Source organism: Acinetobacter sp. 24-47-62 (genome assembly GCF_056779765.1).
Map to the genome: position 1 here is coordinate 106975 of NZ_JBWYIN010000001.1, position 14473 is coordinate 121447.

The following is a 14473-nucleotide window of genomic DNA, read 5'->3' on the forward strand; positions in this document are numbered from 1 at the left end:
TAATTTTAGGGGTCGAAAAATGAATATCAAAGAATATCCAGCTATTAAAATTGATCAATGGCAGCATCATTGGGATGATGTTGTTTGGGAAGATGCAAAATATAGACGTCAACCAAATAAATTTTTCTATACGCTCTCTATGAGTGCTAAAGACTTAATTAAATTATCTGATGTTTATGAAAGGAATACTGATAATTCAGAGACTAGATCTGGTGATATCGGCATCCAACGTATGCACAATAAGAAACGTTCAAATAAAATTAAAGAATTTGTAAAGTTTGGATACCCCTACTGCGAATTTAATGACGCCGTTAGACATGAACGAAGTCATATGAAAAAACCTGGTTGGTTACCAACGGGGATCGTTGTAAATATTATTCAAAGTCCCAAAAAAGCTGATTCAATTTCGCTATCTGTAGATAAAGAGGATATGGTTGAAGTAATTGACCATGAATCCCATCCAATGATGGCTACCTTTAAACTCCCACAACAATATTGTGATGATACAGAGAACTGGAAAGCGAAAAATTTAAATCCTATCGAAATCATTGATGGTCAACATCGCCTTTTCGCATTTAAAACAGAAGATGGTAAAGATTGCATTCCAGAAGCAGAAGATTTTTATTTTCCAGTAATTGCCTTTATAGACCTAGATATTAGCTGGCAAGCATACCTTTTTTGGTCAATTAACGTATCACCTGAAAAAATTAATGCAAGCTTAGCATATGATATGTACCCACTCTTAAGAACTGAAGATTGGTTAGAAGAAAATCCATCTGTACATAGAATCTATAAAGAAGCTCGTGCTCAAGAAATTGTTGAAACATTGTGGTCATACAATAACAGTCCTTGGCACAAAAAGATTAATATGCTTGGCGAAAGAGGCTCTCCATTTGTTAAACAAACTACATGGGTGCGTGCCATAACTAACAACTTTTTCAAAGAAGGTGGATTATTTCAAGCTTTCCCAAATAAAAGAATTTTACCTTGGACTCGACCACAACAAGCAGCATTTATAATATATTTCGGCAAATGTCTTCATGATGCCTTAGATTCATTAATAAAAAATGATTCAAATTCATGGCCACACAAGTTAGAAAATAACATTGATTTAATATCAACATCAATATTAGAAAAAGTTTGGAGTGGTGATAAATCATTATTAAATATGGATAGCGGTATTAATGCATTGTGCATGGTAATTAATAGTTATTTTTGTGATGATTTAAAATTTGACATGCTAAACTCCTGGTTTCAGGAAGAAGAGTTTGAGGATAATTTAAGCAATATTAATCATGTATTAGAACTTTTAGATAGTGCAGAACTACTTTTTGAAAATTTTTCTTTGAAGCAACATATACACAATCTAGCTGATAAAATTGCTAGCTTCGATTGGAGAAGTGCAAAAGCGGATAATTTAACACAAGAACAAATTATTCAGAGAAAAACCTATAGAGGCTCAGGTGGTTATAACTCATTACGTGATGCAATAATCGAACATATCAAGGAGTGTTAACAGTGTCCTCAATGCCTTCTATTAGCCAGTTAACATCTCATTTGCTAAGCTTAAATTATTCCAACCAAGTTCTTGGCAATTACTTTCCAAATGTAAGAAACTTTAATGATAAGTACTGGAATTTCAATGTTTCAAACAATTATTTTAAAAGCAATGATATTGATCAGACAATAAAGCAAAAATTGGATTCTGCTCAGAATAACTCCATTACAACTAATGATTTTGGAGAGTTAGTAAATTTGACAGCTTTTAATCACTTCTTTGATGGCTTCAATTATTTTAAATGTTTTCTTAAATCCCTATTAAATAATGATTTCAAAGTTTCTACACATTTGCTGTATTACTCTGAATTAAGGTGGTTAAATTCCCTTTTAACATCTCAAGGGTTCATTTGCTTTAATAAAAACTATTTAATATCCACTCCCAATGGTTTTAAAAGTATCGGAAGAATAATTAAGGATTATGGTACATCGCACAATAAAGCCTGGTCACTATTTCAGGCTTGGGCTGATTTAAGCCAATCGGACGATTTACTTAATAAAACTTTTTTGTTCAATGGTGTACCATATAAAACATGGTTAAGTGCTGGTGAGGCTCCTTACTCATCAAAATTATTAATGGGTTGGTTGACAGAATTACACAACCAAGAATTACCTTATACACATGATAAAAATTTAAGAAATGAATTTAGTTACAGAGCGCATCAGGATTTTTCCATTTTTGAAACACCTAATTTAGAACATGGTGTAAATTTCTTATTCAAAGATCTTAATCAAATTTTCTCTTTAGACGAGAATAGTAATTTTTTTGAGTATCTTGATAAAGAAATTTTTTTTATGTCTGTTCAAGCACAATTCTCAAATCAAAAAAGAGAAACTCGAGCTAATAATATCAATCTTTTTTTTCAAAAAGCCTGTAAAAACTTATCAATGGATGAATCCTACGCATCCATTTTAGCCAATCAAGCTAATCAAACTTCTGATTTATCAATGAAATTGAAGAATCTTGCAAATTCTTCGGATATAGATTCCATTAAATTTATGTTTTATAGGGCTATTCTTCTGATGAGATTAGCCTGTTCCTCATTGAAAAGTAATTTACAGTCTTCTGGCAAGAAAAATGAAGATATTCAGGTTTGGTTTCATACGAAGTTAAATAATAGTCCTTGGATACGAGAAACAGTGGAAGAAAGCTTGATAGACTATTCTTGCGAACTTGATGATTTTCTGACGATGAATTCATCCATCTTTGCTGATTTACCCAAAACTTTATGGGAGTTACCCGCTGAAACCTATTCAAATCTGCTAAAATTAACAGATCTAGATGTTGCTGCAGTGTGGAGTTTCAATTGAAATCTTCTGTTAAGGATGAAAATGTTTCATGCTTACCATTTCTTAAATGGGCTGGTGGAAAAAGATGGTTTGTAAAGAATCATCTACATACTGTTCCTGAGGATTTTAATTTGTATATAGAGCCATTCCTTGGCGGCGCCTCTATGTTTTTTGCGTTGTGCCCTGAAAAAGCAATTTTATCAGATTACAATATAAATCTTATAAATTGTTACTCAGCTGTTAGAGATGCCCCCCAACGTATCAAAACATATCTAGAGGAACATCATGCTCAACATACTAAAGAGTATTACTACAAAATTCGTGCTGCAAAATATACCGATGCTGTTCAAAGAGCCGCTCAATTAATCTATTTGAATCGCACCTGTTGGAATGCCCTTTATAGAGTGAACCTCAAAGGTGAATTCAATGTTCCTATTGGTACAAAAACAAATGTGCTCTTAGAAAGTGATAATTTTGAGAATCTATCTGAAAAATTAAAGAATATTTTGCTAATTAGTTGTGATTTTGAAGAAACAATAAATAAGGCTTCTGCTGGGGACTTTATTTTTGTGGATCCCCCCTACACTGTTAAACATAACAACAATGGTTTTGTAAAATACAATGAAACAATGTTCTCTTGGGATGATCAGATTAGACTTTCTAAAGCACTAATCGCAGCTCACGACAGAGGTGCAAAATTCTTAATGACAAATGCCTACCATCAATCTGTAATTGAGTTGTATCAAGATCATTTCAAGTTGTCTAAAGTCTCTCGCCATAGTGTGATCGCAAGTGAAAGCGCTAAGCGAGGTTTATATGACGAACTATTAGTAAAAAACTATTAAATTATTCACTATTTGAAAACCCACCCAGTGTGGGTTTTCTTTTGCCTATTACAAAATAAAAACACCTTAAAGATAATAAAAAGATAATTTAATAGTTGCAATTAATTACCTTTTAGGTAATATTTATCTCACAGACAACAAAAAAGCACCCCTGCCTTCGAACTCATGGGTGCTTTGCAAACTGCGAGATCAATTATGAATCTAAATTTCACCCCATTCAATACCGTCGCGGTAAGTTTATTGGTTTCTAGTGTAACGATTGGTGCATTAGTCTTCACTAAACAACCTCAAGCGACAGATTTAAATCTTAGCTATTCAAGCTATGTACCTAATCAAACATCAGTTGCAGCACTAAAGCTGACCTCTGAAACGACTGGCTATGCAGTAGTACGTCTTGATGAATATACGCTAGATGTGTCATTTGACTACGAAAAATTTACGGATGATTACGGCGTACCTGGTAGTGAATTTGATGATGCAATGATTACATCGCTGACGATCGATAAAGTTCACGATGTCTTAGGTAACTCAGTATCAGATTTCACAGATCACAATGACCATTACAACATTAATCAAATGTTGATCACTCACATGCATAAGAATCGCATGTTAGGGGGTGTGTAATGGGCCTTCCTATCATTGAAGCGAACCAAACACTATTGGTTCAAGCCATCATTGTTTATCTCTATGCGGATCCAGGACTTGGCAAAACTTCAATTGGCTTTACAGGTGATAAAGCAATTTCCTTTGACTTTGATAAAGGTGCACATCGTACTGGTGAGCTTCGTCGTGGTGCAGTAGTTCAAGTTCAACAATGGTCGGATGTAGCAAATCTCACACCTCAAGATTTAGCACCATATAACACAGTGGTTATTGATACTGTTGGCGCCATGCTTGAAAGCATCAAGACACACTTGGCTTTGAACAATACCAACAAACAAAAAGATGGTTCACTCAAACTTAAAGCTCAAGGTTTAGCGAACAATATCTTCAAACAGTATGTAAATACATTGATTGCTTCAGGCAAGGACGTAGTTTTCATTGCACATGCTTCTGAAGATCAAAACGGCGATCAAATTGTATATCGTCCTGATCTAGGCGGTAAAAACCGTAATGAGCTTTACCGTATTGCAGACATTATGGGTTATTTAACGACTGTGACCACTAGTGAAGGTAAAAATGCTCGTGTCATTAGCTTTAAGCCTTGCCCTACTCATCATGCAAAAAATGCTGGTGGCTTAGGTGGTGAAACTGGTGAGGTGTGGGTACCTGACTTAAAACAGAATCCTACTTTCTTGGCTGACATCATTAAACAAGCGAAAGACCATATCAACAGAATGACACCTGAGCAGTTGGAAACCATCAAAGCCGATGAAGACTTTGAAAATTGGAAACAAAGTTGCACTGAAGCTCAACATGCTGGCGATTTAAACCAACTCACTGAATCATTACCTCAGGGCCATCGGTATGTAATGGATATGTGGTACGCAGTTCAACTTCGGGCAAAAGAATTAGGCTGTCCTTACAACAAAGATGAAAAGAAATGGCTCAATTCACCTGAATTCAATGGCATTTCAAATGAGCAACTTGCTCATCTTCAAGACTTCATTGCAGAACGTGGCTTAGACACTAAAACCGTTTGTGAATACTTAGGCTTAGATGCCTTGGCACAGATTGAGGTAAAGCAATTTGCAGCGGTTAAAGTCGATATAGATAACTATGCGAAAAGTATGGTGAAAACATGAAATTTAATTACTCCTCTATTACCCGAACACTGACAGTGTTTGGGACGCGAATGACCCATATTTTCGAAAATGTTGGTATTGGTGAAATTGATACGTTGGTCATCAATGCAAAGTTTAAAGAAGCAACTTGGAGAAAGTAATGAAAAAAATTTGTGTATCAGATTTTCAAAATGAAAAACAAATACAAACAACAGAGGTGTTTTCATGGCTTTGAAAAGTTTTAAGAATATCAACGAAGATGAACGATCTAAATTATTAAAACCATTTTTAGATGCACCTAATGATCAAAAGTTTGGACAAGATTTGGTAGCTCTATATTTAGATTGTTCGCCTTGGACTTTAGCTAGAATGCGCTGTGATGGGTCTGAACTTCCCTACACCAAAATTGGTCGTCGAGTTGCTTATAGAAAAGCTGATGTACTCGCTTTTGAAAAAAGAAGAACTGTCACCTGCACAGCACAATACGCATAATTAAAAAGGCAGGTTTATCCTGCCTTTAATTGTTTGAGTCTTTCATCCCAGACACTTTCGTAGTTAAAACAATCAATTTTTCCTTGGTATACAGCCTCAATCATATTCATGGAAGCTCTTAATTCCTCCATCGGTATTTGTACATATCCACCTGTGACATCTAAACGCGGTCTAGCAGTATGGTTTAGCAGTCGTTTAGTCACATAGATATTAAATCTTAGTAAATTACATATTGACGCGAAGGTACGCCTAAAATCGTGCATCGATACATAAAAATTAACCTGAGCACCTATTTTCTTGAGCGCGGTATCTACAACAGTGGCGTGAATATTATGAGAAGTTGGAAGTTTAGTCGCTGGGAATACCCAATCATTTTCTTTTAGTAAGTATCTTTCTTTAAGTATGGATAGTAAGTGGTCCCCTACTGGAAATTCATGATTAGAACCATTTTTGGTATCTCGAAAAATAACTATACCTTCTTTAAAATTCACATCTTCCCATTTAAGACCGCACACTTCTTGACGACGGCAACCGGTATACATGGTAAATAAAATGATATCTCGATGCGTGTTGGATCGTGCTGTATTTTCAAGATTAAGCTCATCCTCATAATTCAAAACGGCGTTGTAGTACTTATGAATGATACTTTTATCTAAATGCCTATTACGACTTTCAATCTTATTCCAACCTTTAGTTACGGCAATAATATCTACCGGATTGCTTTTTAAAATTGGGTTTTCATCGGTTGAATAAAGTACATGAATATATTTCCATACCGTGCCAAGCAATGAAATAGCACCATTGGCTGATGACTTGCTGAGCTCAGATACTTCGATAAATTTATCCAGGACTTCTTTTTTTGTTATTTCAAAGAGCTTACGATCTGACCACTTTAAGTATAAATCAAAGTATTTTTTATACTGCCTAATTGTTTTAGGTTTGAAATCATTTCTATCTATATAAATCTTTAATGCTTCATCGACAGTGATATTTAAAAAATTATTTACGCTGACTTTTTCATTTGGACTAATGTATTCCCCATTGGAAATTTGAGCCAAAATCATTTGGGCTTTTGCTCGAGCAGAATTTACGGACATTTCATTCGCTTTCCCAATCACGACTCGATAAAGTTTACCCTCGTGTCTACGTTCAACAATATAGGATTTTGATTTCGTGGTGACTCGAATCGCGAAACCGATCAAATCTGTATCTCTGATAATTTTTTGACCAGAATCCGTCAATGGGATAGCATCAACATTAGACTTGTTGAGTTTCATGATTAATCCAATAAACCTTCAGTAAGTTTATTAAATCATGCTTCTCAACAGTCTACAAATAGTCTACACGTGATTTTTTAAGACTTTTATATCATCGTTAAAATTAATATAAACTACTAATAAATATATAATTTTAAGTTAAGAATAATCCACAATGGTGTTATAGAAAAAGTAGAATCCACCTAACCTACTTTGGATTGGGAATGTTTGGTGCATATTGAACCGTGCTTAATTTCGAATAGAACTATATTATAAGATAGATAATGAATAGTGATGAGAATAAGAAAGGCAGCTCAAGGCTGCCTTTAAATTAATTCAGTGCGATGACTTTAACTAAGATTGTTTGTGATTCTTCAAAGTCATCAAATATTTGCTTTCGATTAAGTTCTTTTGACTTCACTTTAAACTCATGATTCTGGTACTGAATGACTGATGGAATTGAATCGAAATACGCATAGTCTGCCTCGATGGTTTCTTCAAACAATGGAGTGCCCAATTGATAGTCTTTGCTCTTCAGCACCACATATTTCACAGTCGTTTTCATTTCATACTCTTTTATTAACGCTTTATTTTTAGTTATATCACCTTTTGAAAAGTGTTCAATCAAAAATAGAAACGTTTGACCATAAAGGACTCAATCAATTATTTTTTACCACCTTTAAACTTAATTCAAGCAACCTGACAAGCATCACAAAAAGAAAAATAGCAAAACACGACAATAAATATATATTTTTTGATAACTGGTTAACATTTATATGGATTGTATGCTAAATTTAGCATATACAAAAACAACATCTATTTAACTGGTTGATAATAATGAAAGTTCAATTTATATCTATTCTTACTGCTCTTTCACTGAGTGGGTGTATCGTTGTATCCAATAAACCAAATGCAAGTTCTGCAAAAGCTTATGCATCTAATGTTATTGATTTTAAACCTTCAGAAAATGCCAAGCGAATTGAAACACGTGGTCAGGTGATTTGTGAACCATCAAAACCATGTACTGAGTTAACATTTGATTGGAAACAGCAGAGCAATAATTTATTTAGAGTACATACCAATCTATTTGATCGAAATACTTTTGATATCAAGCAAATTATCTTCACGCTAGATGGTCAAACTTATCCTTATGCAACCACAACCCAAACCAGCACCCGAACAGTCAACAATTCTGATCTCATTAACTCTACAAATTACATTGATGTACCAATGAATTTTATTGTTATGTTTGATCAAGCCAAAGCCATTGATATTGCTGTAGTGACAGATCAAGGTGCCATAACGCATAGCATTTTAAAAGATGGGCATGCATCGTTTGCCTATCAAACATTTAAAAGTGGCTACCAACAATTTAAGCAAAAGTAAAAAAAGACCCACTATGGGTCTTTTTTTAATCATCGATACAAAACTGCAACGTGTTATTAGACTGCTAGGCATTTCATTTTTTAGAATTTTTCGTTAGATTTAACAAATTGTGTACACAGTTATAATAAACAAGACAATAGGTAAAATCATGAAAATCAAACTAGCGCTTATTTCAGCATTGGTTGTATTAACAGGTTGTGCAGGAAGTTATCCAGAACGTGTTGTAACCAAAGGACCTCTCATCTGTGCTACTGATGAAATTTGCCCTGAGCTTGCACTCCGTTGGAATGATGAAAAGCGTAATGGTTTTAAAATAACTGCAGATGTAAATGACACTATACAGCACGATATAAAACAATTGAACTTTATTGTTGATGGTCAGCCTTATGTCTATTCAACAATTCAACCAACCCAATATGCAACTGCAGCTGGTGTAACGAATTCATCTAATTTTATTGTCGTTCCTGTAAGTTTTTTAAACTCATTTAGAGACGCAAAACAAATTGATCTAAAAATCGTGACAGCTAACGGCGAAGTGACTCGTCCCATCCTGCAAGCTGACGGTCAGAAGTCTTCTGCTTACTTAACATTTATCAAAGGTTATACAGGTCAAACTATCGAATAAATGAATTATTCACTAAAAAGCCAGTTCGTTGAACTGGCTTTTTTTTAAGGCTTACAACTTTTTTGATAACTTGTTCCTAAATCTTGGAATGATAACTCAAAAGAATTTCTCATTTTTTTTGCAAATAATGCTTCTTCTTTTGCTTTAGCCATATGAATATTCTTTTGTGCTATTCGCTCTAAAGCATTTAATGCATCTGCATATTCACAAGCTCTTTGAATGATCAACGAAATATTCTGCTTACTATCGACCGATTGATGTAATCGAATTTGACTCGCTTCAATTTCGTTATAAATTGACTTCACTTCAATATCAAACTGAGATTGTGTTAAGCCATTCGCATAACTATACGATAATCCGCATAAGACCATCGCCCCAACCAATATCCTTATTTTCAATTGAATTCCCCATAAAACGTTCAATTGCAATTTTAAAATTATATTAAAAAGCCAGATCAATCATCTGGCTTTTTACATCATACGCTTTTTTACTTTGGTTAAATTGGCTCAAATGGCGCAACAACGTCGGCATTTTGGGCACGATGACGCATAAAGTGATCCATTAACACGATTGCAAGCATCGCTTCAGCGATTGGTGTCGCACGAACACCCACACAAGGATCGTGACGACCTTTAGTAAGAACATCCGTATCTTCACGATTAATGGTAATCGTTTTGCCTGGTGTGGTAATAGAAGCAGTAGGTTTTAGTGCAATTGATACACGAATATCTTGACCACTTGAGATACCACCTAATATACCACCAGCGTGATTCGCTAAGAAGCCATCAGTTGTCAGTTCATCACGTGTTTCATGACCAAATTGTTCAGCCACGCCAAAACCATCACCAATCTCTACACCTTTAACCGCATTAATTGACATCATCGCATGAGCGATATCAGCATCTAAACGGTCGAAAACAGGTTCTCCCCAGCCTACGGGTACGCTTGAAGCAATAATTTCAAGTCGTGCTCCACAGCTTGTTCCTTTTTCACGCAATGATGTCACAAGTGCTTCAAAGCGTGGTACGGCATCAACATCACCACAAAAGAATGGATTATTCGGCACTTCATTCCAATCTAGTTTTTCTGTTTTTTCAGTTCCGATTTGTGTTACATGCCCTCGGATTTCAATACCAAACTTTTCAAATAAGAATTTTTTAGCAATTGCACCCGCTGCAACACGCATCGCTGTTTCACGTGCGCTTGAGCGACCACCACCACGGTAATCACGGAAACCATACTTTTGTGTATAAGTATAGTCTGCATGACCTGGACGGAAAGTTTGTGCGATATTACCGTAATCTTTAGATTTTTGGTCTGTATTACGAATTAAAAGACCAATGGATGTCCCAGTGGTTTTACCTTCGAACACACCTGAAATAATTTCAACTTCATCTGGTTCTTTGCGTTGTGTTGCAAATTTAGAGGTACCTGGTTTACGACGATCTAAGTCTATTTGTAAGTCCTCAGCTGATAACTTTAGACCTGGTGGAACTCCATCTACAATCGCCATCAAACCAACACCGTGAGATTCACCACAAGTTGTTACACGGAACAATTGTCCAATACTATTGCCAGCCATGTTCAACAACTCCTTTAAACTTGAACAGATTGAATGAATAAATCACGATATTGACGGCATTGTGCTGCAGTCAGTGCAAAAATACCTGATCCACCACGTTGGAATTGCAACCAGTAGAAATCAACAGTATTAAAGTTTTGCTTCATCGCCCATTCTGAGTTGCCCACTTCAATGACGATTAAACCATCTTCAGTTAAATAGTCTGCGGCTTGAGCCAGCATTTTACGCACAAGATCCAAACCATCTTGACCCGCTGCCAATGCCAATTCTGGCTCGTGATGAAACTCATCTGGTAAATCTGCCATATCTTCAGCATCGACATACGGCGGATTAGAAACAATTAAATCATATTGATTTTCGGCAGGTATTTTAGCGAAAAGATCAGATTCCAATAAAGCGACTTGATACTGTTTATTATGATGCTCACAGTTGATCTGTGCAACTTCAAGGGCTTCTTTCGAAATATCAGTAGCATCAACTTCAGAATCAGGGAATGCATATGCCAAAGCAATTGCGATACAACCAGAGCCAGTACACATATCCAAAATACGCTGTGGAGTTTTAGGATTTGGATTCACTGGCAAATTATTGACCGCTTCACCCATTTCACTGTTTTCAGTCAAACAATAAGGTGCAAAACGATTTTCAATCAGCTCAACGATTGGTGAGCGTGGAATCAGTACACGCTCATCGACATAAAATGGTTTACCAAAGAAATAAGCAAGATTTAATAAATATGAAGTAGGAACACGGTCATTGATACGACGTTCGAGTAAGCTCAAGAATTCCGCAACTTCGCTTGGCAGCAATTTTGAGTCTAAAATCTCAGCATCGGCATTCCAGTCCAGTGACAAAGTTTGTAAAACTAAAGCAGAACTTTCAGCAAAATAATCTTCAGTACCTTGACCTAAGTGTGCATCGTATTGACGTAATGCTGTAACTCCAAAACGAATAAAATCTCGAATAGTTGTTAAGTTTTCAGCGGCTTCCTGTAGATGTTCAGGGCTAATAGTCGGTCGATCCACTTAAGGCGTCTCCAAGGTCAAATTTTTAAAAACGGTCTATGATACCTTGTTTTATCCTTTTAATAAAAAGTTCTATCCGTGTTATTCGGCAAATTTGTATTGAAAATTTGAATAGTTAGAATTATCCATTGAATAAGGTCTACTCATTCAAGTTTTAAAATAGCGAGAAAGTTGATTAAAACTAACGATATTGAAAATAATCGTGTATACTCGAAGCCAACTAGAAAATTTATGTTGTTTCATTAAATCTTTTATTTCGCAGTGTTAGTCATAATCCTACGTTTGGTTTCAGATTTTAAGTTTCATTTTTTTTCCAAGTTACATCATTGAGTTCAAACTCATAACATTAAAGTTTTATTAGGATTCCTATTATGTCTAATACTGTTAAAGGTACAGTTAAATGGTTCAACGAAACTAAAGGTTTCGGTTTCATCCAACAAGAAAACGGTCCTGACGTTTTTGCTCACTTCAGCGAAATCAAAGGTTCAGGCTTTAAAACTTTGGCTGAAGGCCAACAAGTTGAATTCAGCGTAACTCAAGGTCCTAAAGGTCCTAACGCTGTTGACATCGTAGCAGTTTAATTAACTGTTAAAAAAAAGCGGGCTTTGCCCGCTTTTTTTGTCTCTCGAAAAGCTCACCAGACTTGAAAAAGAAAATTTAGACTCAAACTAATAAAAGTTAAAGTGGATTTCAAAAGTTGAAGTATGAGTTATAAACACAATAATTTAATGGCAATCCGTCAAAATTACTGGAGTGATGATTCTTCCCCTCGTGTCACAACAGAAAAACAATTTCTTAAGCAATTTTTGATGGATCATCAAGTTTTTGAAAATCCAAGTTTGGATGATGTTAAATATTTTGTCTTCAGCTTACCTAGCGTCATTATTATCAAAGCATATGCCCTTGGATTTATTCATGAAACTGTTGTCAACTTAATGAAGTTATTCATCTCTGAGTATCGCGTGTCTCTGTCTAATCGAGCTCAACTCCCAGTTAAATATCGACTTTAAAAAGCTTAGGCTATTTCAGTTTGAATAAATTGACCATTTATACACCTGATATTGAAATACTTGAACTATTTTAATACGTTCATAACATGTAATATTCAATACAATGATTTCTCTGCGCGATTCGCTTAAAGGACCTAAACTTCATGTCAGATCAGAATGAAAAGCTTAAACAATTAAAAACTTCTTCAATGGATCGCCGTCTTTCGATTGCGAAAGCTTCTCTACTGGCTGGCACACGCTGGGCTGCTTCAAGTGCGAGTTCTATTTTTTCAAGCGAAGAAGAAAAAGAAAAAAAACGTAAACAAGCGATGAAAGAACAAGCTGACTATCTCGTTGCTGAAATCGGTAAATTAAAAGGCTCTATCGTCAAAATTGGTCAAATGATGGCGTTATATGGTGAGCATTTTCTACCTGAAGAGATCACGCAAGCCTTAAATACTTTAAATAATCAGACCGTTGCCCTCGCGTGGCCTGCAATCCATGAGCAACTGCGCAACCAACTTGGATCTAAACTCGATGATCTCACCATTGATCATGAGCCTTTAGGCACCGCATCATTAGCACAGGTTCACCGTGCAACACGTAAGTCTGATGGACTTGAATTGGTGCTCAAAGTTCAATATCCAGGTGTAGCAAGCGCAATTGACTCAGATATGAGCTTGTTTAAGAACATGCTCAAACTTACACGCATGGTTCCTCAAACTCGTGAATTTGATCAATGGTTTGATGAGGTTCGCGAAATGATGCACCGTGAAGTAAATTACAAAATTGAAGCTGAAACAACACGTCGTTTTAGAGCGCGTTTAAAAGATGATCCGCGTTATGTTGTTCCACAAATTATTGATCAATATTGTACAGATCAAGTGCTTTGTATGACTTTTGAGCGTGGTGTTCCGATTAATAGCCCAGTCATGCTTTCACTCCCTCAGGAACGTCGCAACAAATTAGGTGAGGCATCGCTTGAAATTGCCGTTCGTGAAGTGTTTGAATGGGGCGAGATGCAGACTGATCCTAACTTTGGTAATTACCTAGTACGCTTAGGTGACGGCGCGCAAATTGAAGATAAAATCATTCTTTTAGACTTCGGTGCGATCCGTCAATTTGATGATCAACTCCTCAAGGTAGCTCGTAATTTAATTACCGCGGGCTATCATCATGATGCTCAAGCCATGGTCAATGCTATGACAGGTTATGAGTTTTTCGATGCAATGCCATTAAGCATTAAACCTGACATGGCAAAAGTGTTCCTTCTAGCTACTGAAGCTTTTAGTACTTATAGCAATAACCCAGACCTACCAACAGGCATTATGGATGAACAGCAGCGCTATGATTGGAAACAAAGCCAGCTGCATAGCCGTGTGATGCAACGAGCATCCAAGTCGATGGCATCGCGCTATTTTTCAGTTCCACCAAAAGAATTTATGTTCATCAGTCGTAAGTTCATAGGTGCATATACATTCATGACTGTGATCGAAGCAAAAACAAATGTACGTAAAATGATCCAATCATATATTTAATGAACTAAGACCATAGTGATCTATCGTGTCACTATGGTCAATTTATTAAATAAAAAATTTAATTACTAAAAAGAATATATCTTAAATTTCATTAAAATACCTATTGAATTACCATTTATCTGTTTGGTCAAAAAAGTCTTTTAAGCTAGTCATTTTCGACATAG

17 protein-coding genes are annotated in these 14473 nt (G+C 35.7%); 12 read left to right on the top strand and 5 right to left on the bottom strand.

Annotated elements, in window-relative coordinates; translation table 11 throughout:
- The first annotated feature begins 19 nt into the window (after positions 1 to 19).
- From AC1M87_RS00585 to AC1M87_RS00615, 7 genes are all read left to right on the top strand, one after another.
- A complete protein-coding gene (locus AC1M87_RS00585) occupies positions 20 to 1516 on the top strand; it encodes a DGQHR domain-containing protein (RefSeq protein WP_481592653.1) in 1497 nt (498 codons plus the stop codon).
- 2 nt (positions 1517 to 1518) lie between these two features.
- Positions 1519 to 2868 carry a hypothetical protein gene (locus tag AC1M87_RS00590; RefSeq protein WP_481592654.1) on the top strand — a complete coding sequence of 450 codons (1350 nt, stop codon included), beginning with the start codon at positions 1519 to 1521 and terminating at the stop codon, positions 2866 to 2868.
- Positions 2865 to 3692, top strand: a complete 828-nt coding sequence (locus AC1M87_RS00595; protein ID WP_481592655.1) for a DNA adenine methylase — start codon at positions 2865 to 2867, stop codon at positions 3690 to 3692. Before AC1M87_RS00590 ends, AC1M87_RS00595 begins: the two co-directional genes overlap by 4 nt.
- A 195-nt stretch (positions 3693 to 3887) precedes the next feature.
- On the top strand, positions 3888 to 4316 hold the full coding sequence (locus tag AC1M87_RS00600; protein WP_481592656.1) for a hypothetical protein: 429 nt from the start codon (positions 3888 to 3890) through the stop codon (positions 4314 to 4316).
- Positions 4316 to 5437: an ATP-binding protein gene (locus AC1M87_RS00605; RefSeq protein ID WP_481592657.1), complete on the top strand. Its 1122-nt coding sequence runs from the start codon at positions 4316 to 4318 to the stop codon at positions 5435 to 5437. The genes AC1M87_RS00600 and AC1M87_RS00605 overlap by 1 nt, the downstream gene beginning before the upstream one ends.
- Entirely contained in the window at positions 5434 to 5577 is a 144-nt protein-coding gene (locus AC1M87_RS00610; protein ID WP_481588176.1) for a hypothetical protein, read from the top strand. Before AC1M87_RS00605 ends, AC1M87_RS00610 begins: the two co-directional genes overlap by 4 nt.
- Before the next feature lie 64 nt (positions 5578 to 5641).
- Complete coding sequence (locus AC1M87_RS00615) at positions 5642 to 5908, top strand: helix-turn-helix domain-containing protein (protein ID WP_481589973.1); 267 nt, start codon at positions 5642 to 5644, stop codon at positions 5906 to 5908.
- A gap of 14 nt (positions 5909 to 5922) precedes the next feature.
- On the opposite strand, the gene AC1M87_RS00620 is transcribed toward AC1M87_RS00615, so the two are convergent.
- Together AC1M87_RS00620 and AC1M87_RS00625 are read right to left on the bottom strand one after the other, a co-directional pair.
- Positions 5923 to 7185 (bottom strand): tyrosine-type recombinase/integrase, encoded by a 1263-nt coding sequence (locus AC1M87_RS00620; protein WP_481592658.1) that lies wholly within the window; start codon positions 7183 to 7185, stop codon positions 5923 to 5925.
- A 310-nt stretch (positions 7186 to 7495) separates the two neighbouring features.
- On the bottom strand, positions 7496 to 7729 hold the full coding sequence (locus AC1M87_RS00625) for a hypothetical protein (RefSeq protein ID WP_035270711.1): 234 nt from the start codon (positions 7727 to 7729) through the stop codon (positions 7496 to 7498).
- A gap of 272 nt (positions 7730 to 8001) precedes the next feature.
- Here AC1M87_RS00625 and AC1M87_RS00630 point away from each other — a divergent pair, with 272 nt between their 5' ends.
- Together AC1M87_RS00630 and AC1M87_RS00635 are read left to right on the top strand one after the other, a co-directional pair.
- Positions 8002 to 8550: a hypothetical protein gene (locus AC1M87_RS00630; RefSeq protein ID WP_481592659.1), complete on the top strand. Its 549-nt coding sequence runs from the start codon at positions 8002 to 8004 to the stop codon at positions 8548 to 8550.
- A gap of 148 nt (positions 8551 to 8698) precedes the next feature.
- Positions 8699 to 9175 (top strand): hypothetical protein, encoded by a 477-nt coding sequence (locus tag AC1M87_RS00635; protein ID WP_035263591.1) that lies wholly within the window; start codon positions 8699 to 8701, stop codon positions 9173 to 9175.
- 44 nt (positions 9176 to 9219) lie between these two features.
- On the opposite strand, the gene AC1M87_RS00640 is transcribed toward AC1M87_RS00635, so the two are convergent.
- The 3 genes from AC1M87_RS00640 to prmB all read right to left on the bottom strand — a co-directional run bounded on the left by AC1M87_RS00640 (position 9220) and on the right by prmB (position 11782).
- On the bottom strand, positions 9220 to 9573 hold the full coding sequence (locus AC1M87_RS00640; RefSeq protein WP_143047393.1) for a hypothetical protein: 354 nt from the start codon (positions 9571 to 9573) through the stop codon (positions 9220 to 9222).
- A gap of 98 nt (positions 9574 to 9671) precedes the next feature.
- Positions 9672 to 10757, bottom strand: a complete 1086-nt coding sequence (gene aroC / locus AC1M87_RS00645) for a chorismate synthase (RefSeq protein WP_481592660.1) — start codon at positions 10755 to 10757, stop codon at positions 9672 to 9674.
- A gap of 14 nt (positions 10758 to 10771) precedes the next feature.
- Positions 10772 to 11782, bottom strand: coding sequence for a 50S ribosomal protein L3 N(5)-glutamine methyltransferase (gene prmB / locus AC1M87_RS00650; protein ID WP_481592661.1), 1011 nt, complete (start codon positions 11780 to 11782; stop codon positions 10772 to 10774).
- Positions 11783 to 12153: 371 nt separating this feature from the next.
- On the opposite strand from prmB, the gene AC1M87_RS00655 reads away from it, so the two are divergent.
- The 3 genes from AC1M87_RS00655 (at position 12154) to AC1M87_RS00665 (ending at position 14309) form a co-directional block, all read left to right on the top strand.
- Positions 12154 to 12363 carry a cold-shock protein gene (locus tag AC1M87_RS00655; RefSeq protein ID WP_035263597.1) on the top strand — a complete coding sequence of 70 codons (210 nt, stop codon included), beginning with the start codon at positions 12154 to 12156 and terminating at the stop codon, positions 12361 to 12363.
- Positions 12364 to 12486: 123 nt separating this feature from the next.
- Entirely contained in the window at positions 12487 to 12792 is a 306-nt protein-coding gene (locus AC1M87_RS00660; protein ID WP_481592662.1) for a hypothetical protein, read from the top strand.
- 143 nt (positions 12793 to 12935) lie between these two features.
- Positions 12936 to 14309 (top strand): ABC1 kinase family protein, encoded by a 1374-nt coding sequence (locus AC1M87_RS00665; protein WP_481592663.1) that lies wholly within the window; start codon positions 12936 to 12938, stop codon positions 14307 to 14309.
- Positions 14310 to 14473 lie beyond the last annotated feature (164 nt).

Excerpts from the sequence above, each read along its gene's own strand:
- AC1M87_RS00585 (WP_481592653.1), top strand. The coding sequence starts at position 20 with ATGAATATCAAAGAATATCCAGCTATTAAAATTGATCAATGGCAGCAT.
- AC1M87_RS00600 (WP_481592656.1), top strand. The coding sequence starts at position 3,888 with ATGAATCTAAATTTCACCCCATTCAATACCGTCGCGGTAAGTTTATTG.
- AC1M87_RS00605 (WP_481592657.1), top strand. The coding sequence starts at position 4,316 with ATGGGCCTTCCTATCATTGAAGCGAACCAAACACTATTGGTTCAAGCC.
- AC1M87_RS00610 (WP_481588176.1), top strand. The coding sequence starts at position 5,434 with ATGAAATTTAATTACTCCTCTATTACCCGAACACTGACAGTGTTTGGG.
- AC1M87_RS00615 (WP_481589973.1), top strand. The coding sequence starts at position 5,642 with ATGGCTTTGAAAAGTTTTAAGAATATCAACGAAGATGAACGATCTAAA.
- AC1M87_RS00620 (WP_481592658.1), bottom strand. The coding sequence starts at position 7,185 with ATGAAACTCAACAAGTCTAATGTTGATGCTATCCCATTGACGGATTCT.
- AC1M87_RS00625 (WP_035270711.1), bottom strand. The coding sequence starts at position 7,729 with ATGAAAACGACTGTGAAATATGTGGTGCTGAAGAGCAAAGACTATCAA.
- AC1M87_RS00630 (WP_481592659.1), top strand. The coding sequence starts at position 8,002 with ATGAAAGTTCAATTTATATCTATTCTTACTGCTCTTTCACTGAGTGGG.
- AC1M87_RS00635 (WP_035263591.1), top strand. The coding sequence starts at position 8,699 with ATGAAAATCAAACTAGCGCTTATTTCAGCATTGGTTGTATTAACAGGT.
- aroC (WP_481592660.1), bottom strand. The coding sequence starts at position 10,757 with ATGGCTGGCAATAGTATTGGACAATTGTTCCGTGTAACAACTTGTGGT.
- AC1M87_RS00655 (WP_035263597.1), top strand. The coding sequence starts at position 12,154 with ATGTCTAATACTGTTAAAGGTACAGTTAAATGGTTCAACGAAACTAAA.
- AC1M87_RS00660 (WP_481592662.1), top strand. The coding sequence starts at position 12,487 with ATGAGTTATAAACACAATAATTTAATGGCAATCCGTCAAAATTACTGG.
- AC1M87_RS00665 (WP_481592663.1), top strand. The coding sequence starts at position 12,936 with ATGTCAGATCAGAATGAAAAGCTTAAACAATTAAAAACTTCTTCAATG.